Source organism: Pseudomonas sp. GW821-FHT02C04 (assembly GCF_059421845.1).
This window is the reverse complement of sequence record NZ_JBWKVT010000001.1, coordinates 429135-443913: the sequence shown is the minus strand read 5'-3', so window position 1 is coordinate 443913 and position 14779 is coordinate 429135. Positions and strand designations below refer to the sequence as shown.

General features: G+C 61.1%; 14 protein-coding genes. 9 read left to right on the top strand and 5 right to left on the bottom strand.

The features are described from left to right. Positions 1–14 precede the first annotated feature (14 nt). Genes AC07VV_RS01855 through AC07VV_RS01845 form a run of 3 tightly spaced genes read left to right on the top strand, consistent with a single transcriptional unit; the run spans position 15 to position 3009 of the window. A complete protein-coding gene (locus AC07VV_RS01855; protein ID WP_495035033.1) occupies positions 15–1202 on the top strand; it encodes an ABC transporter substrate-binding protein in 1188 nt (395 codons plus the stop codon). After that, the gene (locus AC07VV_RS01850) at positions 1199–2260 is read left to right on the top strand and encodes a FecCD family ABC transporter permease (protein ID WP_495035032.1); all 1062 of its coding nucleotides are present in this window, start codon (positions 1199–1201) and stop codon (positions 2258–2260) included. Before AC07VV_RS01855 ends, AC07VV_RS01850 begins: the two co-directional genes overlap by 4 nt. Then, positions 2254–3009, top strand: coding sequence for an ABC transporter ATP-binding protein (locus tag AC07VV_RS01845; protein WP_249490413.1), 756 nt, complete (start codon positions 2254–2256; stop codon positions 3007–3009). Before AC07VV_RS01850 ends, AC07VV_RS01845 begins: the two co-directional genes overlap by 7 nt. Before the next feature lie 133 nt (positions 3010–3142). On the opposite strand, the gene AC07VV_RS01840 is transcribed toward AC07VV_RS01845, so the two are convergent. Further along, entirely contained in the window at positions 3143–3529 is a 387-nt protein-coding gene (locus AC07VV_RS01840; protein WP_249490412.1) for a hypothetical protein, read from the bottom strand. Between the two features lie 60 nt (positions 3530–3589). Next, a complete protein-coding gene (locus tag AC07VV_RS01835; protein ID WP_495035031.1) occupies positions 3590–5716 on the bottom strand; it encodes a TonB-dependent receptor family protein in 2127 nt (708 codons plus the stop codon). A gap of 144 nt (positions 5717–5860) precedes the next feature. Here AC07VV_RS01835 and AC07VV_RS01830 point away from each other — a divergent pair, with 144 nt between their 5' ends. Further along, the gene (locus AC07VV_RS01830) at positions 5861–6181 is read left to right on the top strand and encodes a hypothetical protein (protein WP_495035030.1); all 321 of its coding nucleotides are present in this window, start codon (positions 5861–5863) and stop codon (positions 6179–6181) included. Positions 6182–6254: 73 nt separating this feature from the next. Here AC07VV_RS01830 and AC07VV_RS01825 read toward each other — a convergent pair whose 3' ends face one another. The 3 genes from AC07VV_RS01825 to AC07VV_RS01815 all read right to left on the bottom strand — a co-directional run bounded on the left by AC07VV_RS01825 (position 6255) and on the right by AC07VV_RS01815 (position 8035). Next, the gene (locus AC07VV_RS01825) at positions 6255–6881 is read right to left on the bottom strand and encodes a DUF3885 domain-containing protein (RefSeq protein ID WP_495035029.1); all 627 of its coding nucleotides are present in this window, start codon (positions 6879–6881) and stop codon (positions 6255–6257) included. 46 nt (positions 6882–6927) lie between these two features. Then, the gene (locus tag AC07VV_RS01820) at positions 6928–7200 is read right to left on the bottom strand and encodes a hypothetical protein (RefSeq protein ID WP_495035028.1); all 273 of its coding nucleotides are present in this window, start codon (positions 7198–7200) and stop codon (positions 6928–6930) included. Between the two features lie 64 nt (positions 7201–7264). Then, positions 7265–8035 carry a PAS domain-containing protein gene (locus tag AC07VV_RS01815; protein WP_495035027.1) on the bottom strand — a complete coding sequence of 257 codons (771 nt, stop codon included), beginning with the start codon at positions 8033–8035 and terminating at the stop codon, positions 7265–7267. A 236-nt stretch (positions 8036–8271) separates the two neighbouring features. Between AC07VV_RS01815 and AC07VV_RS01810 the strand changes: the two genes are divergently transcribed. The 5 genes from AC07VV_RS01810 to AC07VV_RS01790 all read left to right on the top strand — a co-directional run bounded on the left by AC07VV_RS01810 (position 8272) and on the right by AC07VV_RS01790 (position 14768). Then, positions 8272–9903: an APC family permease gene (locus tag AC07VV_RS01810; RefSeq protein ID WP_495035026.1), complete on the top strand. Its 1632-nt coding sequence runs from the start codon at positions 8272–8274 to the stop codon at positions 9901–9903. A 22-nt stretch (positions 9904–9925) separates the two neighbouring features. Beyond that, positions 9926–10852 (top strand): 4-hydroxyproline epimerase, encoded by a 927-nt coding sequence (locus AC07VV_RS01805; protein WP_495035025.1) that lies wholly within the window; start codon positions 9926–9928, stop codon positions 10850–10852. Positions 10853–10907: 55 nt separating this feature from the next. After that, positions 10908–11855, top strand: coding sequence for a dihydrodipicolinate synthase family protein (locus AC07VV_RS01800; protein ID WP_495035024.1), 948 nt, complete (start codon positions 10908–10910; stop codon positions 11853–11855). A gap of 68 nt (positions 11856–11923) precedes the next feature. Beyond that, entirely contained in the window at positions 11924–13501 is a 1578-nt protein-coding gene (locus AC07VV_RS01795) for an aldehyde dehydrogenase (NADP(+)) (protein ID WP_495035023.1), read from the top strand. Between the two features lie 4 nt (positions 13502–13505). Next, positions 13506–14768 carry an NAD(P)/FAD-dependent oxidoreductase gene (locus AC07VV_RS01790; protein WP_495035022.1) on the top strand — a complete coding sequence of 421 codons (1263 nt, stop codon included), beginning with the start codon at positions 13506–13508 and terminating at the stop codon, positions 14766–14768. The last annotated feature ends 11 nt before the right edge of the window (positions 14769–14779 follow it).

Here is a 14779-nt window from a genome sequence, read left to right as displayed (position 1 = left end):
CAAAGGCATACACCATGGTTAATGTTTTTCGCCGCCGCCAGACCTTCGCCGCTCTGTTGTTCGCAGGGCTGCTGGGCTTGTCGTTTTCTTCATTGATGCCAAGCAGCGCGCAGGCTGCCGAGCCGGATCCGGCGCTGGGCACCGTGACTGACTTGCAGGGCCGCACGGTCAAGGTACATTTGCCGGTCCGCCGGGTCATTCTGGGTGAGGGTCGCCAGCTGTATCTGGTGGCCGCGCTGGATACGCAAAACCCCATCGAACGCATCGTCGGCTGGCGCAAGGATTTGATCCAGTCCGACCCGGACACCTATAACGCCTACCTGCGCAAATTCCCCGACATCGCGAAAATCCCGACCTTCGGCGGTTTCGAGAGCGGAACCTTCGACATCGAGCAGGCGATCTCGCAGAAGCCTGACGTGATCATCCTCAACATCGAAGCGCAGCACGCGACCGAGGATGCACGCTACATCGAGAAACTCGACGCCCTGGGCATCCCGGTGGTGTACGTCGACTTTCGCAACAACCCGATGCAGAACACCGAGCCAACCATGCGCCTGTTCGGCAAGTTGTTCGGCAAGGAACAACGCGCCGAGGCCTTCATCGATTTTCGTAACCAGCAGATCCACCGCGTCACCGACGTGATCGAGAAGCGCCACCCTGCCCGCCCCAGCGTGTTCATTGAACGCATCGGCGGCTACACCGACGATTGCTGCCTGAGTTTCGGCAACGAGAACTTCGGCCTGTTCGTCGACATGGCCGGCGGCAATAACATCGCCCGCCGGATCATTCCGAGCACCTTCGGGCAACTGAACCCAGAGCAAGTGATCGTCGCCAATCCCGACCATGTCGTGGTCACCAGCGCCGACTGGGAAGCCTTTGCGCCGGGCGGCCATTGGGTCGGCGTCGGCCCGGGCGCGGACTTGGCCGAAGCCCGGCGCAAACTGGCCTGGTACACCCAGCGCCCGGCCTACGCCGGCATCAAGGCGCAGAACACTCAGGCGTTTCATGCGATCTGGCACCAGTTCTACAACAGCCCTTACCAATTCGTGGCCATTCAGCAATTGGCGAAATGGTTCCACCCGGAACTGTTCGCCGATCTTGATCCGGATACCGCGTTTCGCGAGTTGCATGAGCGGTTTCTGCCAGTACCTTACGAACCGGGCTATTTCGTCAGCCTGCAAAAAACCGAGGCCAAACTATGAGTTCGCTGGGCGAAGCACCGATTGTGCAGAGCGTCACTTACCGCCGGTTGGTGCTGCGTAAACGGCTGATTCTGCTTGGGCTGTCCGTGCTGCTGATCTTCAGCGTGCTGCTCGACCTGGCGCTCGGCCCGGCCCGTTACAGCCTCAGCGAAGTGCTTGGCGCGCTGGTTTCACCGGATACTGCGTCGGTACAAGTCCGGGTGGTGATGTGGGACATCCGTCTGCCGGTGGCGCTGATGGCGGTCGCTGTCGGCGCGGCGCTGTCGCTGGCCGGGGCGCAGATGCAGACCATCCTCAACAACCCGCTCGCCAGTCCCTTCACCCTCGGCATTTCTGCGGCGGCCGGTTTCGGTGCGGCGCTGGGGCTGGCCTTTGGCGTGGCGCTGTTTCCGCTGGCGGCGCAATACATGGTGCCGCTCAACGCGTTCATCATGGCGATGCTCTCGGCGCTGCTGATCCACTTCATGAGCATGCGCCGTGGCGTGACGGCCGAAACCATCGTGCTGCTCGGCATCGCACTGGTGTTCACCTTCAATGCGCTGCTGGCGCTGGTGCAATTCTTTGCCACCGAACAAGCCGTGGCGGCCGTGGTGTTCTGGACCATGGGCAGCCTGACCAAAGCCACGTGGCCGAAACTCGGGGTGGTCTGCGTGGTGATCCTCATCACCCTGCCGATCTTCGCCAAACGTGCGTGGGCAATGACGGCCCTGCGCCTGGGCGATGACAAGGCCGCCAGCTTCGGCATCAACGTGCGCAGCCTGCGCTTTCAGACGCTGATCATGGTCAGTCTGCTCGCGTCGTTTCCGGTGGCGTTCGTCGGCACGATCGGTTTTATCGGGCTGGTCGGGCCGCACATTGCGCGGATGCTGATCGGCGAGGATCAGCGGTTTTTCCTGCCGGCCTCGTTGCTGACCGGTGCGCTGATCCTGTCCGCCAGTTCGGTGGTCAGCAAGACGCTGATCCCGGGGGCGATATTCCCCATCGGCGTGGTCACGTCACTGATCGGCGTGCCGTTCTTCATTTCTCTGATTCTCAACGGAAAGAAAAACTCATGGTGAAGATCCGGCTCGACAACCTCGGCGCCCGCTACGGGCAGCGCGAGATCATTTCCGGTGTCAGCACCGCGACGTTTACCGGCGGCCAGGTCGTGGCAGTGGTCGGGCCCAATGCGGCGGGCAAATCGACGTTGTTCAAACGCATGGCCGGGCTGATCGACGGTCCGGGCGAAGTGATTCTCGAAGGTTCGAAGAAAGGTACCCAAGGCATCAGCTATATGCCCCAGGGCCTGAACGCCAGCGCCCGGTTGACGGTGTATGAATCGGTGCTGCTGGCGCGAAAGCAACTGACGCCCAACTGGTCGGTTCACGACGATGAGTTGCAACTGGTGGACGAGATTCTGGAAGCGCTCGGGATCACCGAACTGTCGTTCCGCAACCTCGGTGAACTGAGCGGCGGTCAGCAACAGTTGGTGTCAATCGCCCAAACTTTGGTGCGCGAGCCGGAAATCCTGCTGATGGACGAACCCACCAGCGCACTCGACATGCACCGGCAGGTTCAGGTGTTGAACTTCATGAAAGCCCTGGCGCGCCGCCGTGAAGTGATCGTGTTCATCGCCATCCACGACTTGAACCAGGCGCTGCGATTTGCCGATCAGGTGCTGGTCATCGCCGGTGGCACGGCCCATGGCAGCGGGCCGAGCCATGAGGTCATCACCGAGCCGATGCTGCGCACGGTCTACAAGGTCGAGGCACGGATCGAACAATGCAGTCGCGGGCAGCACCATATTCTGATCGACGATATTGTTTGAGGGTTACCCCGTCAGACCGCAAAGGCAGGGATGCCGAAGCTGTTGGGTGACGGGTAAAAACTTCAGGCAAGCGAAAGCGGTCTTGGTACGCCATTGCTGGATGGCTGAACACTCTCCCGATCGCTGGCCCGGCTCAAATGTCCAGCTCTCGTGTCGCCTCTTTATCGGGTGGCAACACAATAAAATCCCGCCATGCCATCAAGGCTTTTTCAAAGGCTTCCAGACTTAGAAATTCACAATAATCGTCTTCCATCAGGAAATAGATCTTTACGGAGTCCTTTGAAAACTCTGATCCCCAATCTTCACGACCCCAGCTATCGAATTCGACCTTTGACTCCTTCACCGATTTGATCCGCGCCAGACCCACGTCTATCCACTCCAGCGAATGTATATGCCCGCAGCCCCCATCATCGGTCAGGATGCAAGACAAAGGGCTCGCACCATCGTCCTTCATGACGCTTGAACTACAGTGCGGAAACAAGTCGTCGAACGCTTCTTCCCAGGAGAATCGCAATTTCATTTTTTGGTTCCATGCACCAGAGATTACTGATCGATAGGGTTTGACACTCAAGCACCAGCCTCAAAGCAAACTCCACGACACCCCGACATACATCGCCATGCCCTCGCCCGGCGTGGAGCGTGCGGCGTCCAGTCCTTTATCGTCATAGCCCGGCGTAACGGTAGCGGCGTAGTGCTTGTCGGTCAGGTTGCGCATGTCCAGCCAGGTCTGCCAGTCACCCTTGGGTGCGTTGTAACCGAGGGTCGCGCCGAAGGTGGCGTAGGGATCGGCGTAGTAGCTGTTGGCGTAATCCACCGCGACTTTCGATACCAGTTGCGTGTTGACGGCGGCGAAGAAGCCCTGCGGGAAGTCGTAGCGCAGTTCGCCCTGGTAGTAATGCATCGGCAGGCCGGGTAAGCGGTTGTCGCCGAAGCGATCGTCGTCGCGGTAGTGGAAATAGCTGAAGGTATAGGCCTGGCGCAAGCTCAACTTGCCGCCATCGTTCGCTGACCACAGGTTGCTGTTGAGGCTGGCTTCAATACCTTGATGCACCGTCGGGCTGGCATTGAGTTCATAAGGCGTGGTGGCGTTGGCGTCCGGCAATACCGAGAGCAATTCGTGGCGCACCTGGGCGTAATACCAGGCCAGGCTCCATTCGCCGAGTGAGCTGTCGCCACGGCCGCCGAGTTCCAGGGTGGTCGCGGTCTGGTTCTGCAGTTTGACCGGATCACGCTGGGTGCCAGTGGCGGCGCCGCTGCCGGCCGGGAACCGTACGTTGGAGCTGTAGATCAGCGACCACGGATGCGGCGCTTCGACCGAGCGGCTGAGGTTGCCGAACAGTTGCAGGTCCGGCGTCACCTGATAACGCAGGCCCAGACGTGGCGCGTAATCCCAGTCGCCGAGACTGGTCTTGCCACCACCTTCGGGATAGGTCACGGCACTTTCGCGGCGGGTGTAGATCGCGGCGAGGCCGGTGGTCAGCCACAGGTCATCGGCGATTTCCAGGTCGTTGCCCACATGCAGAACAGAATCCGAACCCTGATAAGTGAAGTTGCGCATGTGCGTGCCCGGCGCGTAACTGGCGGTGTTGCCGCTGGGAATCCGCACCAGCTCGCTGGCACCGTCGTTAGGCAAGTGCTTGGTCACCCGCAGACCAACCGTGCTGTGACTTTCGAGACCCCAGAGAGTGTCGCGGCGCTTGTAGTCGAACGTGCCGCTGACATCGGTGTACGCCACTTTCAGACGGTTCGGGCCTTCGCGCAGGTCCATCGGGTAATCGTGATAAACGAGACCGGTCTGGATGCTTGAATCGTCGTCGATGTAATACGTGGTCTTGTTGCCGATGAAGGTGCTGCCGGGCTGGTCGCGGCTGTCGTTGCGCGTGACGTAGGCCGGGTTGGGGGCCCGTGGATCGTGCTCGATGGAGTGTTTGGTCACCCGCCCGGCGAGGTCGTTGTCGGTCTCACGGTGACGAATGTAGAAGCGGGTTTCCAGATTCGGATTGAAGCGATAGCCGAAGTTGGCAATCACACCCTGGCTCTTGCTGGCGGTGTGATCCTGATAACCGTCGGAATGCGCATCGGTCATCGACAGGTAGTAATCGAAGTCGCCCAGCACCTGGCCCGAGCTGACTTGCCGCTGGGCATAACCGTGGCTGCCCATGACGTAGCGCACATTCAACCGAGGCGCGTTGTAGCCGGTGTGGCTGACGTAATCGACCGCCCCGCCCAGTGCCAGGGCCCCACGATCGAAACCGTTGGCACCGCGCAACACTTCCACATGGTCGAGCCACAGCGGTTCCAGCAATTCATAAGGCGTACCGCCGGGCCCGGTCAGCGGCAGACCGTCGAGCATCGTGTACAGCCCCGACGCGTGAGCACCCGGAGCCCGATTGATGCCCGAACCACGAATCGAGATTTTCACCCCCTCGTTGCCCGCCGACTGCGCATACACCCCCGGCTGATACGCCAGCACATCCTGATTGCTCGCCACCCGCCCCTGCATCGGGCGGCGCATATCGACCACGTTGCTGCCACCGGGCACCTGTGCCAACCGGGCCTTGGCCTCCTCCAGCGAAAGGTCTTCGCCGCTCTGGTCTTCAGCCCCGATCAGCACCTGCCCCAACTCCATGCCCTGAGACTCGGCTTCCACCGGACAAGCAAGGGCCAGCCCCAGCAATGCAGCGGGCAGTGTTTTGAGCGAGGGCATCGAGAGAACTCCAGACAGACAGAAACGGGCAGTGAAAACTGCGACGTATGAATGAACGAAGTAAACACATGGTGATTTTGTTTTTTGTCAGGTAAACAGGCGGCTGAGATGCTGGATTGTGATTTGAACGAGGGAGATGCAGGGATGGCCGAAGCAGTATTGAAGACGAAACTGGTCAATTTTCTGGCCCCCAGCGGACTCTGGGTTGGCGGGAAGGTGACGGTGACCCACTCCACGATTTTCATGAACGCCAATGCCATGAACCGTATGGTTCAGGACGGGGTTCTGGATATTGAAATCCCCATGACATCGATTCGAAAGGTCAGCCTGGAATGGGGGTTCATGACCAAGATTGTGTGTCTGAAAACCGACTACGGCTACTTTTACTTCCGTTGTTTCGGGGCGAAAGAGATGGTGTCAATGATTACCAAAATGTACGTGTCGCGGGCCTTGCAACGCACCTAGTGAACGGGATCTGATTTAAATGCCCTTGAGCCCTCGGACCTCTCTGATCGGCATCAAGGGCTCGGGGCCAATCTCATACAGCGCCCGCGAAGTCAGCATCCATCGCGGGCCGGTCGTAATCGAGGAGATACGCTTGATGCCGGTGATACAGCCTTGAAAGCAGACCCTTGTTGGGCCCGACCACGTCCATTCCTCGGTCGTCGTAAGGGAAAACCATCACGGCGGCCTTCAAGTTGAACAGGTAGACCGCGCAGCACGGGTTCGGCGCAATGGCGCCAAAATCCGTGGCCAGTGCGCACCAGAGCAATGCTTGAAGCGACCTTGCGGGCGCTTCGAATGCGAGGTTGATCCAGTACTCGGGCTCGCTTTCGCAGAACCAGTCATCCGGATCAGTGTGTTCACTCCAGATCGAGCGTTCTGCAGGTATCTCGATACCTGCCGATCGAAGAGACTGAAGCAACGCACGATGGGCAAATCGCTGGCCGACGGAGTGAAAGCGCAGACAGGTCACGAGCGTGGGCTCGCCACTGAAAATGTCGGTGCAGATCTCGGTCGACTTTCGCAAGGCCAACAGGAACTGTTCGATCATCCCTCCCGTTTCGGAGAGTTCGAAACGCAGTCCTCCCGGGCAGGAATAAAACAGCGGCCTTGCGAAGGCCTGGTCGGCAAAAATCCGCTCGATTTCAAGATGAAGATTCACTGAAGTCCTTTCCGGTCAATATGGCTCGGGCGGCTATCGCGCCTTATCAATTCTTGCATTTGGACACCACCACCTGACAGGTACCGGGCGTACCGCCGGAGCGGCCGGCGTAGCGCATGCAGTTATCCATGGATTTTTTCTGCGCCTGGCCCAGGGTCGATCCCCAGGCCATGCCACCCTCGCCCATCGTCGGCACCGCTTTGGCATAGCAGCGATCACCCACGGTCGCATAGCGAGCCTTGCTGGAGCAGCCTGTCATCAACGTCAGCATGATCGCGCAAAGAAAATACGCGCAATGGCGTATCTGTATCCGGTTCATCTCGTTTTACCTGCGCAACTTGGGACTGACGGGCTCAGTTTATCCGCAATAACCCGAAAACCGTTCATTGCTCCGTCGCCTGCCGGTACTGTCGCGGTGTGAATCCGGTCGAGGCCTTGAATTGGCGTGTGAAGGCGCTGTGGTCGGTGTAGCCGCACTGCAGGGCAACTTCGGTGATCGGCAGGTCGGTGTGCAATAAGCGATGGGCATGTTCCAACCGCACTTTCTGGATCATCTGCCGGGGCGTGAGGTGGAATACCCGCTTGCAGTAGCGCTCCAGTTGCGCCACGGAAATACCGGCGATCCGCGTCAGCTCGCCCAGCGTCACCCGGCGATTGAAATGCGCGCGGATGTGTTCGTCGACAGCGGCCAGACGCTCGAAGGCCGGGTGAGTTTCGCTGGCCGATTGCAGATCCACCGAAATCCCCGCCAGACCGATGATCGCGCCATCGCGGTTGTACAACGGTCGCTTATGGGTCAGGCACCAGCCCGGCTCGCGGCTACCGTAGAGGTGCAATTCCAGCTGATCCTCCAGCACCCACCCTTCTTCCAATACCCGCCGATCCTGCTCGGTGTAGCCCGGCCCAAGTTGCGCGGGAAACACCTGCGCACTGGTCTTGCCGAGCAACGGTTTCAGGTCTTTCAACCCGCAGCGCTGCACCAGCGTGCGGTTGGCCATGACGTACCGCGCCTCGACATCCTTGATGAAAATCACCGCGTTCGGAATCACATCCAGCATCGGCAACAGCGCCGCCACGCCGGCCAGCAGCGCTTCGAGGGTCTCGGGGCGATGACGCTCATCGCCCTGGCACAGGATCGAAAATGCGCTCTGCATCGTCAGTGTCTTCCTTCGCGGATGGATCGGCCAACGGCCTGCCGTACGGCGTTCGCGTGCAGATTGCAGCAACGTCCGCAGCCTGTCGAGGCCTGCTGTCGTTCAACGCAATTGTGCTGATTTCGTCTTCCAGACTTGCGCAAAACATCAATCGCCCGACGCCTGATGAGTTCACTGTTTAGCCGTTCCAGTGACTTCACACCTGCCTATCCAATAACTCACAAGAAGGCGATGCCATGTCAGGCCAAGGCAAGTTCAAAAAACAACTTTCATTGATCGACCTCACCTTTATCGGGCTCGGGGCGATCTTCGGTTCGGGCTGGTTGTTCGCGGCCAGTCACGTCTCCGCGATTGCAGGGCCGGCGGGGATTTTCTCCTGGCTGCTGGGCGGTTTCGCCGTGTTGCTGCTGGGCATCGTCTACTGCGAACTGGGCGCGGCGTTGCCTCGCGCTGGCGGTGTGGTGCGTTATCCGGTCTACAGCCACGGGCCGCTGCTCGGCTATCTGATGGGCTTTATCACATTGATCGCGTTTTCCAGCCTGGTGGCGATCGAAGTGGTTGCCTCTCGCCAATATGCGGCGGCGTGGTTTCCCGGCCTGACCAAAACCGGCAGCGGTGATCCGACGGTACTGGGGTGGCTGGTGCAGTTCGGTCTGCTCTGCGTGTTCTTCCTGCTCAACTACCGCAGCGTGAAAACCTTCGCCAAGGCCAACAATCTGGTCAGCGTGTTCAAGTTCATCGTGCCGCTGCTGGTGATCGGAGTGCTGTTCACCTTCTTCAAACCCGAGAACTTCCAGGTTCAAGGCTTCGCCCCCTTCGGGCTCTCGGGCATCGAGATGGCCGTTTCCGCTGGCGGCGTCATCTTCGCCTACCTCGGCCTGACCCCGATCATCTCGGTGGCCAGTGAAGTGAAAAATCCCCAGCGCACCATCCCGATTGCGCTGATCCTGTCGGTGCTGCTATCGACTGCAATCTACGTGTTGCTGCAAACGGCCTTCCTCGGCGGCATCCCTACCGAATTGCTCGCCAATGGCTGGGCCGGGGTTTCCAAGGAATTTGCCCTGCCGTATCGCGACATCGCCCTGGCGCTCGGCGTGGGCTGGCTGGCCTATCTGGTGGTGGCCGACGCGGTGATCTCGCCCAGCGGCTGCGGCAACATCTACATGAACGCCACGCCACGGGTCATCTATGGCTGGGCGCAGACCGGCACCTTCTTCAAAGTCTTCACCCGCATCGATGAGAAGTCCGGCATCCCGCGCCCGGCACTGTGGCTGACCTTTGCCCTGTCGGTGTTCTGGACCCTGCCGTTCCCGTCCTGGGAAGCGCTGATCAACGTGGTGTCCGCCGCACTGGTATTGAGTTACGCCGTAGCCCCGGTCACCGTCGCCGCGCTGCGTCGCAATGCACCCGACATGCCGCGCCCGTTCCGAGTCAAGTGCATGGGTCTGCTGGGGCCGGTGTCGTTCATCATCGCCGCGCTGATCGTCTACTGGTCGGGCTGGGACACCGTGTCCTGGCTGCTCGGCCTGCAAATCCTGATGTTTGTCGTGTACCTGCTGTGTGGTCGTTTCGTACCGAACCAACATCTGAGTCTTGCCCATCAAGTGCGCTCATCCGCGTGGCTGATCGCCTTCTATGCCGTGACTATCGTCCTGTCGAAACTCGGCACTTTCGGCGGTCTGGGCATCCTCGCCCACCCTTTCGACACGCTGGTCGTCGCCGCTTTCGCCACCGGCATTTATTACTGGGGCGCCGCCACTGGCGTACCGGCGCATCTGCTGCGCCTGGAGTCCGAAGAGGATGAAAGCGAAGTCACTTCGACGTCCCCGGCCTCCGTTGCCAACCCGCGCGCTGCCGGCGCTTATTGAAATCTCTTGAAGGGACACGATCATGAAACGAGTACACGTCATTGATTCGCACACCGGCGGCGAACCCACGCGTCTGGTGATGAAAGGCTTCCCCGATCTGCCCGGCAACACCATGGCTGAAAAACGCGACGCCTTGCGCAATCAGCACGACCGCTGGCGCCGGGCCTGTCTGCTGGAGCCGCGCGGCAACGATGTGCTGGTCGGTGCGCTGTATTGCGAACCGGTGTCGCCAGATGCCACTTGCGGCGTGATCTTCTTCAACAACGCCGGCTATCTGGGCATGTGCGGCCACGGCACCATCGGCCTCATCGCCTCTTTGCAGCACCTGGGGCTGATCGCCCCGGGCGTGCACAAGATCGACACGCCGGTCGGCCCGGTCAGCGCGACGTTGCATGAAGACGGCGCCGTGACCTTGGGCAACGTGCCGGCTTATCGATTGCGCAAACAAGTGGCGGTTGAGGTGCCGGGATACGGCCGCTTCCTCGGTGATATCGCCTATGGCGGCAACTGGTTTTTCCTGGTTTCCGAACACGGCCAGACGCTGACGATGGACAACGTCGAAACCCTGACCGACTTCACCTGGAAAATGCTCAAGGCCCTCGAAGACCAAGGCATCCATGGCGAGGACGGCGCAATCATCGACCATGTCGAACTGTTCGCCGATGACGACCACGCCGACAGCCGCAACTTCGTCATGTGCCCCGGCAAAGCCTACGACCGCTCACCGTGCGGCACCGGCACCAGCGCCAAACTCGCGTGCCTGGCCGCCGACGAAAAACTGGCGCCCGGCGAGCGCTGGGTACAAGCGAGCATCACCGGCAGCCAGTTCGAAGGTCGCTTCGAATGGGAAGGTGAACGCGTGCGCCCGTTCATCACCGGCCGCGCCTATATGACCGCCGACAGCACGCTGCTGATCGACGAAGAAGATCCGTTCGCGTGGGGCATCTGAGCCGCTGCGCTGCTTTTCCAAACCTATCTGAATGACCGTTCCAAGGAGAACAATAATGAGCGACAACATCTTCACCGGCTGCATGCCCGCCCTGATGACCCCGTGCACCGCCGCACGCAAACCGGATTTCGACGCCTTGGTGGCCAAGGGTCGCGAGTTGATCGATACCGGCATGAGCGCCGTGGTCTATTGCGGTTCCATGGGTGACTGGCCGCTGCTGACCGAGGCCGAGCGTCAGGAAGGCGTGGCGCGTCTCGTGGCTGCCGGGATTCCGACCATTGTCGGTACGGGCGCCATCAACACCCGTGAAGCAGTCTCCCATGCCGCCCATGCCGCAAAAGTCGGTGCTCAGGGTTTGATGGTGATTCCACGGGTACTGTCCCGTGGCGCATCGCTCGCCGCGCAAAAAGCTCACTTCGCCGCGATTCTGCAGGCTGCTCCAAACCTGCCGTCGGTGATCTACAACAGCCCTTACTACGGCTTCGCGACCCGCGCCGACCTGTTCTTCGAACTGCGCCGCGAGTACCCGAACCTGATCGGCTTCAAGGAATTCGGCGGTGCCGCCGACCTGCGTTACGCCGCCGAAAACATCACCTCCAAGGACGATGACGTGACGCTGATGGTGGGTGTCGATACTCAAGTGGTGCACGGCTTCGTCAACTGCAACGCCACCGGGGCGATCACCGGCATCGGCAACGCCCTGCCCCGCGAAGTGCTGCAACTGGTGGCGCTGAGCAAACAAGCGGCCAAGGGTGATGCCAAGGCCCGGCGTCAGGCGCGGGAGCTGGAATCGGCGCTGGCGGTGCTTTCGTCCTTCGATGAAGGCACGGATCTGGTGCTGTATTACAAGCACCTGATGGTGCTCAACGGCGACAAGGAATACACCCTGCATTTCAACGAGACCGATGCCCTGAGCGACTCGCAGCGTCGCTACGCGGAAGCCCAGTACGCGCTGTTCCGTCACTGGTACGAAAACTGGTCGGCGGAACAGAATTTCGCCTGACCGATTGCTTCGCTTCAGCCCGCCGCAATCATTCGCGGCGGGCCTTCTTTCTTTTCCAGGAACCTGCCATGTCTCTTACGGGCAAACTGCTGATCGGTCAGCAAACCATCTCGGGTGATCGCGAGGTCATTCAGGGAATCAACCCGGCCACCGACTCGCCGCTGGAACCCGCTTACGCCGGTGGTTCCGCCGAGCATGTCGAACAAGCCTGCGCACTGGCCTGGGCCGCATTCGACCGCTACCGCGAAACCGCGCTCGACGCACGGGCCGAATTCATCGAAACCATTGCCAACGAAATCGAAGCCCTCGGCGATGAGTTGATTGAACGCGCCATGGCCGAAACCGGCCTGCCGCGCCCTCGACTGCTGGGCGAACGCGGGCGTACCTGCCAGCAATTGCGGCTGTTCGCTCGCACTGTACGAGCCGGCGAATGGCTGGATGTGCGCATCGACAGCGCCCAGCCACAGCGTCAGCCAATGCCGCGTTCGGATCTGCGTCAGCGTCAAATTGCGCTGGGGCCGGTGGCGGTATTCGGCGCGAGCAATTTTCCACTGGCGTTCTCCGTCGCTGGCGGCGATACCGCTTCGGCACTGGCCGCCGGTTGCCCGGTGATCGTCAAGGCCCACGGCGCTCACCCCGGCACCAGCGAACTGGTCGGCCGCGCGGTGGCTCGAGCCGTCAAGGCGTGCGGTCTGCCTGAGGGCGTGTTCTCGTTGCTGTACGGTTCCGGGCGCGAAGTCGGCATTGCGCTGGTCAGCGATCCACGCATCAAAGCAGTGGGGTTCACCGGTTCGCGCAGTGGGGGCCTCGCACTGATCAAAGCGGCTCAGGCTCGCCCCGAACCGATTCCGGTGTACGCAGAAATGAGTTCGATCAACCCGGTGCTGCTGTTTCCCGCCGCGCTACACAATCGCCCGCAAGCGCTGGCCGAAGGATTTGTCGCCTCGCTCACGTTGGGCGCCGGACAGTTCTGCACCAATCCCGGCCTGGTCATCGCCCTCAAGGGGCCGGCGCTGGACACCTTCATTGGCGCCGCTGCCGAACTCATCCAGCGCAGTCCGGCCCAGACCATGCTCACGCCCGGGATCTTCAATGCTTTCGAGTCCAGCGTGAATGCACTGGCGGAAAATCCGCGTGCTCGCCTTGCAGTAGTCGGTCAGAGAGGAACAGGTCCGAACCAGGGTCAGGCCCATGTTTTCGTCACCGATGCTGCGGATTTTCTTGCCGATAACGCACTGCAAGCCGAAGCTTTTGGCGCGGCGTCTCTGGTCGTGCAATGCGCCGGCCACGATGAGGCCCGTCAGGTGCTCGAACAGCTGGAAGGTCAACTGACCGCCACGCTGCATCTGGATGACGAGGATATGGATCAGGCCCGTTCATTGCTGCCGACACTGGAACGCAAGGCCGGACGCTTGCTGGTCAACGGCTGGCCGACCGGTGTGGAAGTGTGCGATGCGATGGTGCATGGCGGGCCGTTCCCGGCCACGTCCGATCCGCGCACCACGTCGGTCGGCACGGCGGCGATCCTGCGTTTCCTGCGCCCGGTCTGCTATCAGGACTTCCCCGACGCCTTGCTGCCCTCCGCACTCAAACAGGCCAATCCACTGGCGCTGCGACGCTTGCTCGATGGCCAAAGGGAAGCCTGAAACCATGCCGAACATCACCCATGACATCGCCGTGGTCGGCGCCGGCATCATCGGCGTTGCCTGCGCACTGCGCCTGGCGCAGCAGGGCTTGCAGGTGGTCGTGATCGACCCGCAGGAACCCGGTCACGGCGCATCGTTCGGTAACGCCGGGCACCTGGCGACCGAGCAGGTTTTTCCGATTGCCGATCTGTCGATCCTCAAGCGCTTGCCAGCCATGCTCATGGACCCGATGGGGCCGCTGCGCCTGGACTGGAAATACCTGCCCCACGCCATGCCCTGGTTCACTCGCCTCTTGCTGAATCTGCGGTCGGCGCCGTTTCAGCGCACGGTGGCGGGTCTGCGCGCGCTCAATGAAAGCTCGCTGGATGCCTGGCACCGGTTGCTCGGTGACATCCAGCGGCCCGATCTGCTGAAGGTCGAAGGTTCGTTGCTGGTGTTCGAACGACCCGACTCCCGCCCGGCCATTGAAGCGTTGCAGGCGCGCTTGCGTCAGCAACAAGTCCCGGTCGACTTATGGCAAGCGGCCGCGGTGCGTGACAGCGCGCCGCAACTGAGCGAACACCTTCAGGGCGGACTGTTTTTCCCGAGCACCGGGCACTTCGTCGATCCGTACCGGGTGGTGTGTGAACTGGTCAGCGCCGCGAAGGCCAGCGGCGTGCAGTTTGTGAAGCAACGGGTCGAGGGCGGGCAACTGGATGCACAGGGCGTTTCGCTCAATACCGGAACCGGCAACTTGAACGCCCGTCGAGTACTGATCGCCTGCGGTGCTCACTCGGCCAGGCTGACGACCGCGCTGACGGGCAAGAAAGTGCCGCTGGACACCGAACGCGGTTATCACCTGATGCTGCCTCAGGAACACAGCCGGCTGCCCTTCCCCGTCACGTCACTGGAACGCAAGTTCATCATGACGCCGATGTCTGAAGGCTTGCGCCTGGCGGGCACCGTCGAATTCGCCGGGCTTGAAGCACCGCCGACCATGGCACGCGCCTGGCAGTTGCATCGGTTGAGCAAGGGGTTGTTCCGTGAGGCGTTGAGTGCCGAGGCGGCCACACCGTGGATGGGGTTCAGGCCTTCGCTGCCGGACTCGCTGCCGATCATCGATCAGACAGACGACGGCAAGGTGCTGCTCGCTTTCGGGCATCAGCATCTGGGGTTGACCCAGGCGGCGGTGACGGCGGAGCTTGTGTTGCGGATGGTTTCGCCGCTGGCTGCGACTCGGGGTGAGGAGCTGCCGAGTGTCGGGCCTTACAGGCTGGATCGTTTCTGAAAACGCGAAAG

What these genes read in the sequence shown, in the direction of transcription:
- AC07VV_RS01835 (WP_495035031.1), bottom strand. Translation starts at nt 5,716, where the DNA reads ATGCCCTCGCTCAAAACACTGCCCGCTGCATTGCTGGGGCTGGCCCTT.
- AC07VV_RS01830 (WP_495035030.1), top strand. Translation starts at nt 5,861, where the DNA reads ATGGCCGAAGCAGTATTGAAGACGAAACTGGTCAATTTTCTGGCCCCC.
- AC07VV_RS01845 (WP_249490413.1), top strand. Translation starts at nt 2,254, where the DNA reads ATGGTGAAGATCCGGCTCGACAACCTCGGCGCCCGCTACGGGCAGCGC.
- AC07VV_RS01815 (WP_495035027.1), bottom strand. Translation starts at nt 8,035, where the DNA reads ATGCAGAGCGCATTTTCGATCCTGTGCCAGGGCGATGAGCGTCATCGC.
- AC07VV_RS01820 (WP_495035028.1), bottom strand. Translation starts at nt 7,200, where the DNA reads ATGAACCGGATACAGATACGCCATTGCGCGTATTTTCTTTGCGCGATC.
- AC07VV_RS01810 (WP_495035026.1), top strand. Translation starts at nt 8,272, where the DNA reads ATGTCAGGCCAAGGCAAGTTCAAAAAACAACTTTCATTGATCGACCTC.
- AC07VV_RS01800 (WP_495035024.1), top strand. Translation starts at nt 10,908, where the DNA reads ATGAGCGACAACATCTTCACCGGCTGCATGCCCGCCCTGATGACCCCG.
- AC07VV_RS01855 (WP_495035033.1), top strand. Translation starts at nt 15, where the DNA reads ATGGTTAATGTTTTTCGCCGCCGCCAGACCTTCGCCGCTCTGTTGTTC.
- AC07VV_RS01795 (WP_495035023.1), top strand. Translation starts at nt 11,924, where the DNA reads ATGTCTCTTACGGGCAAACTGCTGATCGGTCAGCAAACCATCTCGGGT.
- AC07VV_RS01840 (WP_249490412.1), bottom strand. Translation starts at nt 3,529, where the DNA reads ATGAAATTGCGATTCTCCTGGGAAGAAGCGTTCGACGACTTGTTTCCG.
- AC07VV_RS01850 (WP_495035032.1), top strand. Translation starts at nt 1,199, where the DNA reads ATGAGTTCGCTGGGCGAAGCACCGATTGTGCAGAGCGTCACTTACCGC.
- AC07VV_RS01805 (WP_495035025.1), top strand. Translation starts at nt 9,926, where the DNA reads ATGAAACGAGTACACGTCATTGATTCGCACACCGGCGGCGAACCCACG.
- AC07VV_RS01790 (WP_495035022.1), top strand. Translation starts at nt 13,506, where the DNA reads ATGCCGAACATCACCCATGACATCGCCGTGGTCGGCGCCGGCATCATC.